At 50.7% G+C, this 15,058-nt stretch carries 14 protein-coding genes; 2 read left to right on the top strand and 12 right to left on the bottom strand.

Annotated features, from left to right (window positions below; all coding sequences use genetic code 11):
* Positions 1-38 precede the first annotated feature (38 nt).
* Complete coding sequence (locus M3194_RS02445; RefSeq protein WP_251651435.1) at positions 39-557, top strand: hypothetical protein; 519 nt, start codon at positions 39-41, stop codon at positions 555-557.
* 87 nt (positions 558-644) lie between these two features.
* Here M3194_RS02445 and M3194_RS02450 read toward each other — a convergent pair whose 3' ends face one another.
* From M3194_RS02450 to M3194_RS31585, 4 genes are all read right to left on the bottom strand, one after another.
* Positions 645-2,216 (bottom strand): SagB family peptide dehydrogenase, encoded by a 1,572-nt coding sequence (locus tag M3194_RS02450; protein ID WP_251651436.1) that lies wholly within the window; start codon positions 2,214-2,216, stop codon positions 645-647.
* A 55-nt stretch (positions 2,217-2,271) separates the two neighbouring features.
* Complete coding sequence (locus M3194_RS02455) at positions 2,272-4,215, bottom strand: TOMM precursor leader peptide-binding protein (protein WP_251651437.1); 1,944 nt, start codon at positions 4,213-4,215, stop codon at positions 2,272-2,274.
* Entirely contained in the window at positions 4,212-6,134 is a 1,923-nt protein-coding gene (locus M3194_RS02460; RefSeq protein WP_285889059.1) for a putative thiazole-containing bacteriocin maturation protein, read from the bottom strand. The genes M3194_RS02455 and M3194_RS02460 overlap by 4 nt, the downstream gene beginning before the upstream one ends.
* Positions 6,135-6,301: 167 nt before the next feature.
* Positions 6,302-6,658 carry a heterocycloanthracin/sonorensin family bacteriocin gene (locus M3194_RS31585; protein ID WP_397334260.1) on the bottom strand — a complete coding sequence of 119 codons (357 nt, stop codon included), beginning with the start codon at positions 6,656-6,658 and terminating at the stop codon, positions 6,302-6,304.
* Positions 6,659-6,790: 132 nt separating this feature from the next.
* On the opposite strand from M3194_RS31585, the gene M3194_RS02465 reads away from it, so the two are divergent.
* Positions 6,791-7,489, top strand: a complete 699-nt coding sequence (locus tag M3194_RS02465; protein WP_397334261.1) for a stalk domain-containing protein — start codon at positions 6,791-6,793, stop codon at positions 7,487-7,489.
* 13 nt (positions 7,490-7,502) lie between these two features.
* Here M3194_RS02465 and M3194_RS02470 read toward each other — a convergent pair whose 3' ends face one another.
* The 8 genes from M3194_RS02470 to M3194_RS02505 are packed head-to-tail and all read right to left on the bottom strand — an operon-like array spanning position 7,503 to position 14,859.
* On the bottom strand, positions 7,503-8,252 hold the full coding sequence (locus M3194_RS02470; RefSeq protein ID WP_251651439.1) for a glycerophosphodiester phosphodiesterase: 750 nt from the start codon (positions 8,250-8,252) through the stop codon (positions 7,503-7,505).
* 42 nt (positions 8,253-8,294) lie between these two features.
* Entirely contained in the window at positions 8,295-9,290 is a 996-nt protein-coding gene (locus M3194_RS02475; RefSeq protein ID WP_251651440.1) for a CehA/McbA family metallohydrolase, read from the bottom strand.
* A gap of 4 nt (positions 9,291-9,294) precedes the next feature.
* Positions 9,295-9,759, bottom strand: coding sequence for a hypothetical protein (locus M3194_RS02480; protein ID WP_251651441.1), 465 nt, complete (start codon positions 9,757-9,759; stop codon positions 9,295-9,297).
* Positions 9,759-10,601, bottom strand: coding sequence for an ABC transporter permease (locus M3194_RS02485; RefSeq protein ID WP_251652100.1), 843 nt, complete (start codon positions 10,599-10,601; stop codon positions 9,759-9,761). Before M3194_RS02485 ends, M3194_RS02480 begins: the two co-directional genes overlap by 1 nt.
* Complete coding sequence (locus M3194_RS02490) at positions 10,601-11,803, bottom strand: extracellular solute-binding protein (RefSeq protein WP_251651442.1); 1,203 nt, start codon at positions 11,801-11,803, stop codon at positions 10,601-10,603. The genes M3194_RS02485 and M3194_RS02490 overlap by 1 nt, the downstream gene beginning before the upstream one ends.
* 55 nt (positions 11,804-11,858) lie before the next feature.
* Positions 11,859-12,950: an ABC transporter ATP-binding protein gene (locus M3194_RS02495; protein ID WP_285889060.1), complete on the bottom strand. Its 1,092-nt coding sequence runs from the start codon at positions 12,948-12,950 to the stop codon at positions 11,859-11,861.
* Between the two features lie 38 nt (positions 12,951-12,988).
* Positions 12,989-13,813 (bottom strand): ABC transporter permease, encoded by an 825-nt coding sequence (locus M3194_RS02500; RefSeq protein ID WP_251651443.1) that lies wholly within the window; start codon positions 13,811-13,813, stop codon positions 12,989-12,991.
* A 35-nt stretch (positions 13,814-13,848) separates the two neighbouring features.
* Positions 13,849-14,859 carry a LacI family DNA-binding transcriptional regulator gene (locus tag M3194_RS02505; protein WP_251651444.1) on the bottom strand — a complete coding sequence of 337 codons (1,011 nt, stop codon included), beginning with the start codon at positions 14,857-14,859 and terminating at the stop codon, positions 13,849-13,851.
* Positions 14,860-15,058 lie beyond the last annotated feature (199 nt).

Consider the following 15,058-nt stretch of genomic DNA (forward strand, 5'->3'; position numbering starts at 1 on the left):
TAGGCATATTGTAAGGTATGATAATAAGGAGGCATACCATGATACCTAATCAGCCCTATGTGCAACAGATGGCTGCCATGCCGGAGTATTACCAGCAAAACCCCATAGGTCCTAATCAGGCGGAAATAAATAAACCTGAGAAGAGCGAAAATGCTCCGAAAACGCATTGCCATTGCTGCGTGGATATGAGTCACATCCATGATTTCCATCACATGCACGACTTCCACCCAATGGATCATTACCATTACATGCACGACTTCCACCCGATGGATCATTACCATCCCATGCATGACTACCACCCAATGGATTATTACCATCCCATGGATAACTCCCACCTAATGGATCATTACCATCCCATGGATGACTATCACATGATGGATCATTACCACCCCATGCATGATTCATGGGATCACCATGAAGGATGGGAATATTCATCGATCGATTATCATCATGCATGGTTTCATCCCTATGTTCATCCGCATTATATGCATCATCCTATTTGCTACCCTGTCGTCTGTTATCCGGCTGACAAAGGCGGGCAAGGCCAGCAAGGATAAGCGGGCAACTCTCCCCGTTACTAAACAGAACCAAAACGGACAGACGGAATGTCATCGACATTCCGTCTGTCCGTTTTGACTTGACTGCTAATGCGCCAAGCTCCCCTCCAGCCGAGAGCGAGTCCGGCAGTGACCGACCGGAATTTGAATCAGGCTCGTTTGTTTGGAGGAAACCATGCCGTAGAGTTCATCGCTTACGTTTGCATCGAAACCGAGCAGCGGACGTCCTCCCATGCGGGAAGCGGATGCCGCAAGCAGCAACCGGTGCACAAGCATCCCTGCCTCCATTTGCTGGATTCGGTAGCCGCGGTAACCGAGCTTCGCATGGTAGTAATTCAAATCACCGGCAATATGAAAGCAAAGCGGCACTTGATGCAAATTTACGTTGTCCAGCGACATTCCGTTCTGAAGCCAGCCCCTATAGTCTCCCGCACGAAGCAGCTGCAAGGCATGCTCCGAGCCATCATAACGATAAGCACCGTTCGCGATGCCCTCAACGCCATAAAAGGAGCCATACAAAGTTACGCGGTAACCAGTCTGATTACCGTCCAGATCGTTATTGTATTTAAAGGATAACATTGCCTCATTCAATAAAGCTGCTAGATTAGATAGGCTAACCTGCTGCAAAACGAATTCATTTTCCGGCGAATATCTCTCTTGAAGCACAGATGCCAAATCATAGGACAGCCTGTTTACGCTCGGTAGTTTGTACGCAGCGCTATTATCCGTGTCGAGCTTCTCGATTCCGATAGGTTGAAAGGAATCGGAGCAATCCAGCATGGATGCTTCGTTAAGCTTCAGTAGCATCGGAAATTCCAATACTCTCCGTGAGCGCATATAGTGCTCATGCTGCAGCACCGCAAGCTCCTCGCACAAATCGGCCGCCGCAACGGCATCTCCCCTCTTCTCGTTGGAAAACCCATTCATCACCGGTTTATTCGAGAGCGGTATGACCGCATACGCGCTTTCTTCATGCTCGGATAAACCAAGCAGGCGATTAATGGCACGATCGAGAAACCGGAAGCACACGCTCGCCTCAAAGCCGAATCTTTTTCCTGTTTCCAGCAACTGTCCCATTAACAGACCGGCGTCCAGCCCCTGCAGACGATAACTAAAATGATTGTATTTAAAGTAATTTTTCCAAAACATCGTTGACACGAAAGCAACGCCAAAAGCTGCGGATACGTCGCACCGATTCCCCAGCGCCTTGCTCAAGTAATCGTCAAACGAGCCTTCGCGGAGCAAAATCAATCGATGATGTGCCGCATCATAATGGTAAACGCCATACGGCAGCTCCTCCAGCTTCAAATACAAATAAAGCTCGCTTGGATACAGTCCGCCGCCTGATGGCACAAAACGTCTGCAAAGCTGCAGCGAGCTTCCCCAATCGTCTCCCGCTTCCGGGCCGTAAACGGATTGGCTAAGCTGCGTAAGTCCGAACGTATACCATAGAAAATGGCCAAGCTCCCTAAGCTTCGGCTTCGCCGTTTCACGCTCTCCTGCCAGCGTGAGCGGAACCTCGGCGCAGAGAGGAAAAGACGGCAAACCCCGGTAGAGCTTATACGGGAGCGGCGCGTCTTCCCAATCGGTCTCCCAATCTTTTGATTTCACCTTATCCGGGTCGAATTGCAATTGGTGCAGAAATCCCTTCAGACTCATCCCTTCTCCTCCCAAAAGCTTGCATAGGGAACGCCGCATTGAATGCCAATCATGCTTATGGGAACGGATGCGGGTAAGCATTAAGCTGATCTGGCGAGAGCGGCTTCTCCGCATACCCAAGCTCTGCAGGAACCCGCAGTACCCGCTCCAAGCCTGTCAAGCGAACCAGATGTTGTCCGAATGTCATGGGCAGCATGCCAGGAATCAGCACCTTCACGCAATGGAGACCGTTGCGCAGCGTCTCGGGCGTAGACTGATCCACCACGATCACGTCAAGGCTTAGCTCGCGTAACGCGTGAAGGACGTCTTTTAAATCATCGGTTAAATCCGCATGCTTGGCCCTTGGCTTAAACGCCTCTTCAAACGTGCGGCTAGGACGGCCGTTTTGGAGCAAAAAGTGCAGCCGCTCCTCCGACTGCTTCAAGCTGTACAACATGGAATGATCATCCATCTGCCGGACGAGAAACGGATCATGCAGCATTTGCTCGTAATGCTCCCGGTTCTCCTCCAATTTCTCGTCCAATGACAGCATCATGCCCGCCAGCTCGTGGATCGCGCCTTTGGCAGCGCGTACCGGATCCGGATGGGCACCTGCCGCGCAAATCAGGTTAACGCCTTTATCCGCCCTGTTTTTGGCGATCGCCCAAACGCTTGGAATGCCATGCTCCATCGTAGAATCGAATAAATAAACATCATATAAGGCAACCTCGCGCAAGCGTTCTAGCATTAGGTTCAATTCGAGATCTCCTGCCGAATAAGGATCTAATGGCGAAAGCTGCAGCTGCGCATACCAGGTCATAAGGAACGAATCGCGTTCTACCACTTCCATGATGCCGTAAAATATAGCTTCCTCCAGACTGCCGCCTAATGCGCAGCCGTTCGAAGTCTCGTACACGAACCCGTGTCCGCAGCCTGAGCTATAATAGGAGAGCAGCTCAGGCACAAGAATCGGCCGCTCCCGCAAAAACGAGTACCCCCACACCCAATCGATTGGCCTGTCTGGATCAAACGGGCGGAAAGGAAAGTCGGGCCGCTCATACATTTCTTTCTCATGCACGCCAACCAGAACGGGGTTTAGCGCCTGTTCCTTCAAATTGCGGTAGCTGTCATAGACTGCCGTTTTCTTTCCTCGCGGCGACATGCCGCAATATCTTTCCAAGCCTTCCAAAATGGCAGTCATCTCGCTGTCCGCATAGGAGTGCGTACGCCCAGCGCAGCCTTCATCTCCCGAGAACAAAGGCAAATTTATACTCGCATCGGCGAATGGGGACAAGAGGTCGATCATTTTCCCGTTCAAAAATCCCGTCCGGGCGTCCAGATAATCATCTGCGAGTAGTCCTTTCAGTTCCGTCATTGAACGGCTGCGGTAGCTGTTTTCGCTCGCTTTTGGGCTTGGCTGCAAGATGATCCGCGATGCTGCCGCCGAATCTTCAGCGACTTGCCCGCAAATTGGACAAAGCGGGTCAGGCACGAAGAAATGAAGAGAGCTGTTCAGGGTTTGCAGATGGATCAACATTAACCGATTTTCCGTTTGCGCAGCGGAGCCTGCAAGCACTCTTCGAACCTCGGCCGAAATAACGTGAGCCATGTGCAAAAGCCCTATAGGCGATGACCAGATATCGGGCGGGGTACCTCCGTGCATGTAGTGCTGCTCCTGGATTTCCCACATTTCCTTACGGTCGTTTCCCGCCATTAAGCGCCGTAGATCGGCGCAGCCGGAGCATCCCTCCGTTCCCGGAACGACCAACGGCCCGATCACGCCCTCCCCGAATGTAACAAAGCCGCGCAGCCAAGGCACTCCGGAGCGTTGAAACACCTCTTCCGCGAATTGATGGTCTGAAGGGTTATAACCGTCATGTAAAACAAGTGCAAGCTCAATAGTCTCCGGCACTTCGGTTGAAAAATCCTTCTGCCTTACCAGTTGATGGTCTTCGGCTAATTCGCCGCATACGAAGTCTGCGAGCTGACCCTCCCCTATAACGGCCACAATTGCGCTCACGCTTCATCCTCCTCCCGAAGCAGCACGCCGAAAGCGCCAGCCAACTCCTCTTTCAAAAATGCCTCTGTGGTAAAATCAAACACGATTAGTTGCTGGCGGCTGCGTTTTATTTGATCCAAAGCCGATTGCAAAGTCTGGCGATGTTTGATTGGTTCACCTGACGGAATGGCAACGCTCAGTGGAGTATCTTTAGTCACGTTTACGGAAGACGTGCTGATCGCATTCGCTGTCGCGCAAGCAGCACCATTTTGGATTTCTAGCAAAGCATGCTGCAATGCGCCACGCAGCGCCTTCGTTTTGTTGAAGCCAACGGCGCCATACCAGCAGCCGTTTGCGCGAACCCATGCGACAGGAAATCCGAATATTTCCTCACCGAAACCGATCGTTGGCTCGCCCTGCATGGTCCTTAGCGTACTCCAATAAAAGCGGCTGCGCTCATCCTCATTTTGGACAAGCTGTGCTAAACGGACCGATGGCTCTTGCGCGTTAATCTTCCGAACAAGCGCCGCCGTCAAGCACTTTTGCAATCCGCGGCAAATGCCTTCCGCGATCGACTCCCCCACTCCAACGCCAACGTATTCGTCACGGAAAGCCTCATTCGCTGGACTTAAGCCCATTCTCGATACATAGGCTTCAATGCCGGCAAGCCCCGCTTCCCTGCGCGCTTCTTCATGATTGATGCCATTGCAGATGATTTCCGGCAGCAAGTCGGCCGGTCCATCCGTCAGCGGGTCAGTTGGCTGCACACGGCATTGGGACAGCGGAAGCTGCCGTAGTTCTCCTTCCTCCCATACGTGAAGAATACCGGTTTCTCTAGATGTTAATCGACTGAAAGCTTCCATTAAGGTTGATTGGGCCTTCTCTTCAGACTCTCTTTCCAGCAGTAATTCCAATTGTTCAATTCGGCTGACAGAAGAATGGCCGTTCGCAAGCGGATGGGGGAGGAACGGATGCCAATTCCCTTCCAGCGTCTCCAAATCAAGCAGGAACACTTTATTTTTTAATGCGGATGCCGCAACTTCGGTTGCCGTTTTGAGCCATTCGAAGACGATGACATTCGCAAGCATCGCTTCTGCCGCGCTAGAGACAACGTGATGCCTAGGATCTTTGTCAATTGCCAGTCGATGGAGCCTGCGCCTTGCGGATTCCCAGCCTCCCTCCGAATCCGGATGGAAGAGTGGCCCTGCAATGCCCGCTTGCTTCAGCATTATCGCCGGTAACAGCACCTTATTCTCTTCCTTGCAAATCTGTTGCAGCATCCGCAGCTCAGGCTCGCCGCCCTCATCCGATACGAACAATAACGCGTCAAACGGCTGCACAGCCGTTCGCCAATCCACGTCTCCGTTTGGCGGAAAAGCAATCTCGTCCACCTTAACCTCTTGGTCCGATCTACGGGCATGCTCTGCCAGCTCCAATATCCGCTTACGATTCGTCGTTTCCGGATTCGTAATCCGCATATGAATGCGAGGCAAACCGGACTCCAATAAACATTTCACAAGCGAAACAAAAAAAGAGCCAGATCCGATGGCCAGTACGGCTGACTGTCGATAGCGCTGAAACCTGTACTTGCCCGAGCCTTCAAAACTGTCCAAAAATTCGATCTGAGATGCATATTTCTTCAGTACGCTCTCTTGCAGCTGATGCGGCAGGTCCCGGCTTACATCCCTGACATAACCGTTCGCAAGCAGCACTTCCGCGATTTCATAGACATGCCTTTGATATTGGTCCAGCAACCCATCCGTCAGTTCATGCATCGAATGCTCACCGTTAAATACCGGCATTAGTTTTTCAATCCATTGACCGATGGTGCTGCCTTCCATACGAAACGAACCGATATTGTTTCGAAAATAGACACTGCCGTCAGAGCTCGGGAGAAAAAAAGTGTCGCCCCTTACTTTTAGCCGCATAGAAGGATCCAAATGCCATTCCTCCTTATCGTGAATTCACATAAAAGCTGTAATTATTTAAAGGTATGTATGGCTATTTGTCCGTCATGTCAATTCTTATTGCAGAAAAAACGCCCCAGTGAGCTGAATCGCTCACGGGGCGTTAAGTATGGTCCATTTGCTTGATTATTTATGATGCATTAGCGGCAGCGCGCACAGCCGGCACAACGAGCGCAGCCTCCGCAGCGTGCACAGCCTCCGCACCTTACGCAGTTGCCGCATCCGGCACAGCCTCCGCAGGAACAAAAACCGATACAAAATCCGATGCAAAATCCGATGCAAAGCCGTGCATTGTTAGGATCAACTTGGCCTTGACCGGGGTTTGGCGTTATACCGGTTGCTTTGTAAGGGTCAATATTCAAATTTTGAAGATTGTTTTTAAATTCATTCATCGCTATTGCCTCCGTTATATGATCAAGATTCTGGCAACGGTTCGGGCTTTGTTGAAGATTTACCATTAGGGCAGCTGGATCTCGCCTACGCCGTTGATCATTCATGAGATATACGTATGAAATTACCTCCGCTAGTGTTACTAATGCATCTGCCTATATCCAGATTTAGTAAGTCTATACGATTACAGACAAATAAGGCTGCCTTCAAGGACATACCTTGAAGACAGCCTCTTTCCAATGGCACAGTGCTTTACTGAAACTCGGCGCGCTGGAAGCTCAAGTGAACGGAAAGTTGTAAAACTGCCTCAGCCGGCGGTAGAGAAGCAAGGCGCATTTATGGTTCCATTGCGGGTCTTTGTCGAATCCCTTGAAGCCGTAGTAAAGTTTGACAGCAAGAATACAACGATTCGCAATACGAGAGCGGCTGATATTCTTGTCGACGGCAAGCATCGTATAGGCAGCAGTATGGATAGCTGGTCGATCGCGGCACCACTTTATAACCCAAGCGAATCGACCGCAACAAGTTGGTTTGGATTTGAGACCCATCCGGGAGGCTGGAGCTGGAGTGGATCGTTAAATGCGAATCCAGAATCTAGTTTCAATATTACGATATGGGCAGATGACGGCGGGAAGCCATTTACGGATGACGAAGCATTGGAACAATTGAAGAAGCCAATCCTTACGTCCTGGTTTACGGTTCTGAAGCGGACGTTGAAGACGAACGACGGTAGTTTCGTCGGTTTTGTGGCCGGCCATAATGAACCGTTCTCCGTCACGTACTCTCAATTCTGGATCCTCCGCTTACCGGAGAAGACATACTATATCGATATCTTTATTGGCAATGGTTCAGTGGAAAAGCATAAGTGGGTAGCGGATCAGCTGCTCCCGACTTTCCGCGCGTCTTTCGATGATAAGGACGCCAATAGTATGGATTAGTTTATACCGAAGGTTACTGATCCTGGAATGCCTGCTTCACTTGCATTAAGGACGCAACATTACGGGTAGTGATGGAGTGAACGCCCCAATCGGCGTATTGGCGCATGAGCGCTTCATCCTCAACGGTCCATGCGTATACGGGCATTCCAAGTCCTGCGGCATATTCAACAAACTCTTGCCGCAAGATTCCGTGATAAATATTCACTCCAATGCAGGAAGCTTCGCGGGCATCCGCACAGGTTTGAATCATCGCCTCCCGGTAAGGCAAGGTCTTGAACAGCTCGACACTGGCGTTAAGCAGCTTGCGCATTTCCGGCTGCAGCCGCTCCGCGAGTAACGCACGTCCCAACTCGCAGCCCGAGAAAAAAGCTTGCTGCGACAGTCCGAATTTGCGGACCAGCGCCGCTGTCGGCTCAATCGCCGCATCCACCTTCAAGTCCAAATTCACGATTTTCCCGAAAGCTTGTACGAGAGGTAAAATATCTTCCAGCCGAAGGAGGCCAGTTACTTTGCCGCTATCCGCTTCCAATAGTAATTCGTTTAGTTCCGAGTAAGTCATTGCAGCTATATTCGCATTCAACCGTTCAACGGTAAGCCATTCATTATCATGTGCCAGCACAGGAATCCCATCCTTGGTCACTCGAATATCCTCTTCCACCACGTCGGCGCCGGACTCAAGTCCGATCTGGACCGAACGCAGCGTATGCGCTTCCGTGTTCATGCTGCCTGCGTGAGCCGTAATCAGCGGAAAACTTCGCGTCATTCTTGCCACACTCCTTACTAGCGTCTTTAGTTAATCATAAGTTTATTCGGATTCCGCGTAAATCGCATTCGTAAAAGCAATTATCGTACGTGCACCACGCACCGTTCCTTTAAGCTCTGCCCGAACCCACTTTAATCCATTACCGCGAATCTCGAAACGATACTGCTCCTGTTCCGGGCTCGCATTCCTCTCGCCAATAACGCCGAGGTTGCTCATTAGCGTGATCAAATAACGAGCTTCTGGAAACTCCCATAAGCCTTCTCTCACTTGAAAATCGATCTCCACAACAGCCTCGTAGCTACTGCTTCGTTCCTGCTCCGGCACGCAATCTCCGATCGTGTAAATCATCTTCTCTGTACGCAGCTCCAAAGTCACTAACGGTCCCATTGTTACTGAAGCTTTGCCTTCGGCAAGCGCACGAACGGCTTGTTCCGTTACGCTGCCTTTGCTTTCATCGAGTTGCAAATACGTAACCGATATAGGGGTATCCGTCTGTTCCTGCACATGCCAGTCCCTTCCCGAAGTTGCCGCAATCTTGAAGCCGTCGTTCAATCGATCGGTCCATAGACGAAACGCGCGGGTATTGTCCGTCTTAATCGACGGGAACGTTCCCGACCATACCTCGATATAATCCAGCTGGTTCCAATCGCGAATCTCAAACTCCCAGAAGCAGCCTGTGCAAATCGGATTGCCGATGCGATAAGGATGCGCCATGCCGGCAATTCCGCCAAGCGCATGTACCTGTTCGATCCCCTCGTGAATATCGCCCGGACCCGCGGGACGCCAGTCCACGAATTCAGTCAGCCCGATCGTCACCATATGCCCGTAGAACGTCGTCCATTCCATGCCTGAAATAATGGTCAGGCCTGTCTCCTGCTCGACAATTTCCCTATCCTTTAAACCCGTCATCGTATTGTGATCGGTCAGCGCTACGCAATCAAAGCCGAGTGCCTTCGCTCCTTGCGCAAGTTCCAGCAGGGATTGCCTGCCGTCGCTGTGATCCGTATGACTGTGCAGCTCGCATGCCATCCAGCGCATCCTGTTAAGCCTCCTCATGGTGAATTCGCAAACGGTATCGGCAATTGTCCGTTACAATCTCATGCAGGCTTAACGTAACCCGCCACAGCCCTCCGGTCAGCTCGCCGCTGACGAACCCAGGAGACGCATCCTTGCCCCCGATATACAGCAGCTGCTCAGGATCGTGTCGATGACCGGCGCCGCGGTGCTGCTTGGGATCGTCGACCGAAACGGTAATCAAGTTTTTAAGCGGAAGAAACGATTCCCACTTCTCCAGCAATCGACCGCGCTGCGCCGGTTCCGTGTATTTGTTGATGCCAGTCGAAATGAACTGACGAGCTTGCTCGGGGTCATCAAGATTTTTAGGTTCGTAAGCGAAGTCGATCCAAAGCTTGCCGCCTTGTTGATCCAGATGAAAACTATAGGCAATATGCGTTTTGGAGCATACCGGAGTCACCTGTCCATCCGCTTCCAGAACAAGACGTTTCATTAAGAACGCGCCCCCTCTTCCTTAATCATGCTGCGGATGTAGAAATAGCCCATGAACGAGCAAAGCAGGAAAGTGAAGAACGCGAGCGCGGATGCCTGTTCCTTCTCCTGAAATACGCCGAATATTTGTTCCATCGATACGCCGAGCATTTGCGGTGCATTAGGTCCAAGCAGGAACGGTGCGGTGAACGAACCGATAACGCCCATAAAGACGAAGGTTACCGCCACGAGCAGCGTTTTGTAGGTAAGCGGAACGATAAAACGGGTGAAGATACGGAGTTTCCCCGCTCCTACGTCCTTCGCGCTTTCCATCACCGAATCTGGAATACCCGCCAAGGCAGAACCAAGCAGCATGGTCGTGAACGGAATGTTGAACCACAAATTAGCAATAATAATGCCTTTCATATCGAAAATAATACGAGGAATTCCGCTGCCGCCAAACAGCAGCACCCACCGGGCTACCCAGCCGTGATTGCCTAACAGCTGAATCAAGCCGTACGTCGCAATAACCGAAGGAATAAACATCGGGATCATGTACATATTCCGAATCCACCCGACTAACTTGCCTTTATTGAAACGCATGTAAGCTGCCAGCGCATAACTAATGATAAGCACGATTACGACCGATATAACGGTCACTTCCAACGAAAATACGATATTGGAGCGCATCAGCTTGTCCGTGAACAAAAACTTGTAATTCGACAGGTCGATGCCACCTTCCTTGTTGGTTAAGCTCTCCTTGAAAGAGACTGCGATCGGAATGACGACTGTGACGAACAGTAGCAAAAAAGAGGGGATAACCATAAGCAATCCCAGTATCCCCATTTTCACTTGTTTCTTCATCATTGCGCCGCTACGTCGCTTTGCCAGCGTTTGTTGATCTCGTTGCCCAGGTCGCCGATGTTGAAGGTCCGGAAACCTTCAGCCACGCCTTTGAAGGAATCCTGAATGTCCTGCGGCATGTTCGATAGCTCGATCCCTGGGAAGCCGTGCATTTTGGTCACGACAACCGCTTGCGCTTCCGGCGATAACACGAAGTTCAGAAACTCATTAACAGCATCTTTTTTATCGGACAGCTTTGGTACCATCAGGTACGTCGGTCCCCCGTTAAAGCCCGGGGTAATTTGCGCGATTTTAGTCGTATCCGGCAGCTGGCCGTTACCGATTTGCTCAAGCGCCATGTCTGACCAAGCCGGAATCATGTCTACTTCGCCGCTGATGAGCAGATCCAGCGTGCCTTGGTTTTTCTTCGGATAGATGCCTTTGCCATACACGTATTTACCGAGGTCCTTCAGCGTCTCAAAACCCTTGTCCCATTCCTTTTCAATGCTTGGATCGGAGTTATGAATCGCATCTTCAGAAAGCTTGTCGTACAGCGCTGTTGTGACAAACGAACTGCCGGCGCCGCCGGTGGAAGGATCGTTGTACGCGAAGCGTTCCGGATTCGACTTAATCCAAGCGAACAACTCGTCAAGCGTCTTCGGAGGAGTTGGCACCTTCTCGCTGTTGTAAGCAAGTACCACGGCGGACGAACGATACGGAATGGCCAGATTGGATACATCCTTCATCGTATTGGCGTCAACGGAAGCGAGGTTGCTGATTTTGGCAGGATCAAGCGTTTCCCAGAGATCATCCTTTTGTCCTTGGGTTACGTTGCTTAGCCCGTCCTCGTACAGATCGATCCCGCCGGAGCCTTTGCCAGCCTGCTTCGCTGCAAGAATGCGGTCGTACGTCGGTTGCGCGCCGGTACCTGATGGAATATACACCTCTTTAACCTTGATGTTCGGATGATCCTTTTCGAACATGGGGATAACTGTATCCCAAAGATTCTTTACGTTCTCGGAGCCTGTGAAGTAGAAGCTGAACTCGACTTGTTGTGCCGTCGGATCCGCCGAGGCCGCATTGCTTCCCGCATTCGTCGTGCTGGCGTTAGATGCCCCAGCGTTCGCAGTATCCGAATTATTCGAGTTTCCGCAACCGGCGAGAAGAGCTGCGGTAACGGTTGTTACGGTCAGTAATGTTAGGGTGGATTTTTTGCTTAACATGCTAATTGCCTCCTTGGCATTAGGTTTTTTTGGTCGCGTTTGAGATTTAGTCTGCTTAGACTTCCGGATACGTGATGACTTTCTTGAAGCTGACATAAATTTGGTCGCCTGAATGAAGCTCCTTGACGGCATCACGCGGCTGAAACGCCCGGATAACGCCATACTCCGGTAATTGAATCGATACTTCGGCATAATGGCCTAGAACCATGATCTGTTTGACGACGCCGGGTAGACCCTCTTGTTCTTGATTCGATAAGATGACATCCTCAGGTCGGATTGCCAGCCATACCCCGCCGGACAACGATTTCGAATTTGGAAACTTCAATTTCCCTACCAGTACTTGGCCCTCCGAAACCACCCCTTTCAAAAAGTTCATTTTGCCAATAAATTGGGCGACATAAAGCGTGTTTGGCTGATCGTATATTTCTTGCGGCGAAGCGATCTGTTCGATGTTGCCGTGATTCATAACGACGATGCGGTCGGAGATAGACAACGCCTCTTCCTGGTCATGCGTGACGAATACCATCGTTAGGCCGGTTTCCGCCTGAATCTCCCGTAATTCCTCCCGCATCTCATGCCGAAGCTTGGCGTCAAGCGCCGAGAACGGCTCATCGAGCAGAAGAACGGCAGGCTTCAAGAGCAATGACCTGGCTAGCGCAATGCGCTGTTGTTGACCGCCGGACAACTGACCTGGAAATTTATTTTCGGCATCCGGCAATCGTACGAGCTTCAGAACATCTTTGACCTGTTGACTGATTTCGGCTTTCTTCATCTTGCGTATTTTAAGACCAAATGCCAGGTTATCGAACACTGTCATATGCGGCCATAGATTGTAGCCTTGGAACACCATCGAGGTTGGACGTTTCTCCGGCGGTGACTTAAGCACGCTCACGCCTTCAATGAGAATGTCGCCGGAGTCCGGCTCGAGAAACCCTCCGATGCTCCGCAGCACTGTCGTTTTGCCGCAGCCGGAAGGTCCAAGCAGCGTAATGAGCTCACCCTTATGCACATCAAGAGAGATCGAGGTGACACCTTCGCCGGTGCGGTAACGTTTCGATAACTGTTGAACGGAGAGTTGAATCTCCCGACTGTCCTGTACTTGGTGAATTTGTTGCTTGTCCTGAATGACTTGAATGCCCTGAACCATACCCTAATGGCCTCCTTTGTCTTGCAATAGTTGCCTCATTACTTCAAAGTAAACCCGCTGGACATGACATCCGCGCTTACGAAACGCTTAGCGGCGAGCAGCAGAATAATCGTTGGCGCCGTTAGAATGATCGAGAACACCGCGCCAGCAAAAGCTGGATAATCGCTAATAATGGAATACATGACAATTGGCATCGTTTTGTAATTCGGGATACCGACCAGAAACGTGCCCTGCGCTTCATCGAGTGAGTTAAGGAATGTGAAAATAGAAGCTACGATGATACCCGGCAGTGCCATTGGCAAGGTGATTTTGAGAAATACCCGGAACGGACCCGCTCCCACGTCTCTTGCCGATTCTTCCTGTGCTTGATGCACATTCCGGAAGGCTGCAGTTGGAATCCACGTCATAAACATAAGCACGTTGATCATATGGATCAGGACAACGCCAAGCAGCGTATTCATCAAACCAAGCTTGTAGAAAAGCACCGCGATCGAGACATACAGCCCCATCTTCGGAAACGCGTGAGTCAGTAGAAACGAGAACAGGAAGAAACGGCTGAACGGGAACCGAATGCGTGCGAACGCATAGGCTGCCGGGATGCACAGCACGATAGACAGCCCTGTTACAATAGCAGCGATCATGAAGGATAAACCGATGGATTGCGGGATGTCCTCCTGTTTGAAGACGAAAGCCCACCATTTCATGGACCATTCAGTTGGCATAACGTCCGGATAGTTCCATTTCCCCGTGAAAGCTAGAATAGCCAAGTTCAGCAGAGGTCCTAGAAAGAAGATAACGAAGATAACAAGCACAATAAATTCAATGATTTTCCTTGTTCCAAGTGCCTTGAAATACCAGCGCATGAAGGGTTATCGCTCCTTTCGGTATGCATATATCGTTATTTGGTTGACTGTCTGACGATCAGCCGGGGGACCAATTGACTGGGATGCTCAACGTTTTGTTCCTGCCGGATCAGTTGATCTAACAGATGGACGGACTTCGTGCCCATATCACCGGCATCCACCTTGATCGTCGTCAAGGATGGCGAGAACATCGCCGCGAAATCAACATCATCAAATCCTACTACCGATACTTGCTCGGGAATCCGGACAGACTGTTCCAGCAGAAATTTCATCGCGCCCATGGCGAGCATGTCATTGGTGGCGAAAAGTGCCGTATACCCGCCCTCCCGAAATTGATTCCACTCTCGTCTCATGATCTCGTATCCTTCTCCAAAGGTCGAAGTCCCCGCAGATTGAATTGACGCATTGGATTCTTGAATACCAGACTGCCTTATAGATGTCAGGAATCCCCTCAGGCGCAAATGGTGACTGCGATGGCTCTGCGGCCCGGCGATGACGAATATTCGCTTATGCCCGGTCTGCGTCAAATGCTCGGCGACCATCCTGCCGCCTTCCTCGTCCTGATTGACGATATGGATAACGCCATCAACGTCCGTCGAACCGTTCACCATAACGAATGGGATGCCGAAGTTTGTTATGTGGTCAATGACGTTTTGCTGCAGCCGGCTGATGAGAATAAGCCCGTCCACCCGCTTCTCGATCATGAAGTCGGCCGAACGATAAGACATATCGTGATCCGTAGTAACAAATATCGAGTAGTTTAACCGTGCTGCTTCCAACAAGACGGCATCGACGATTTTTCCGTAGAAGGGATGTGAGGCAATCGGAAGATCTCGTCTATATAAGAGCACCCCGATGTTATGAGTCCTTTGCGACACCATCGCTCTTGCAACTGCGTTTGGTTTATATTGCAATTCCTCGATCAGCCCAAGTACCTTATTGCGCGCTTCCGGGCTGGAATATCCATTCCCGGAAATGATCCGCGAAACGGTAGATTTGGACACCCCGGCGCGCCGGGCGATCTCTTTGATAGTCGGATTATCCACGATGCACTCCCTTTCACTGCTGTGAGACCGTTCCCACATGGGACCGTTCCCATAGGTATAGATTAAGGAGCGGATGTTTCTTCTGCGTTAAACCCAGCCTAAGGAATTGTAAAACTAACGCTATAAATACCCAGAAAAATGGAAAACCACCGAATCATATCTTGATTTCGGTGGTTTTATGTAAAATGTAAATTTATCG

The sequence above is a fragment of the Paenibacillus glycanilyticus genome (assembly GCF_023715145.1).
GTDB lineage: Bacteria > Bacillota > Bacilli > Paenibacillales > Paenibacillaceae > Pristimantibacillus > Pristimantibacillus glycanilyticus_A.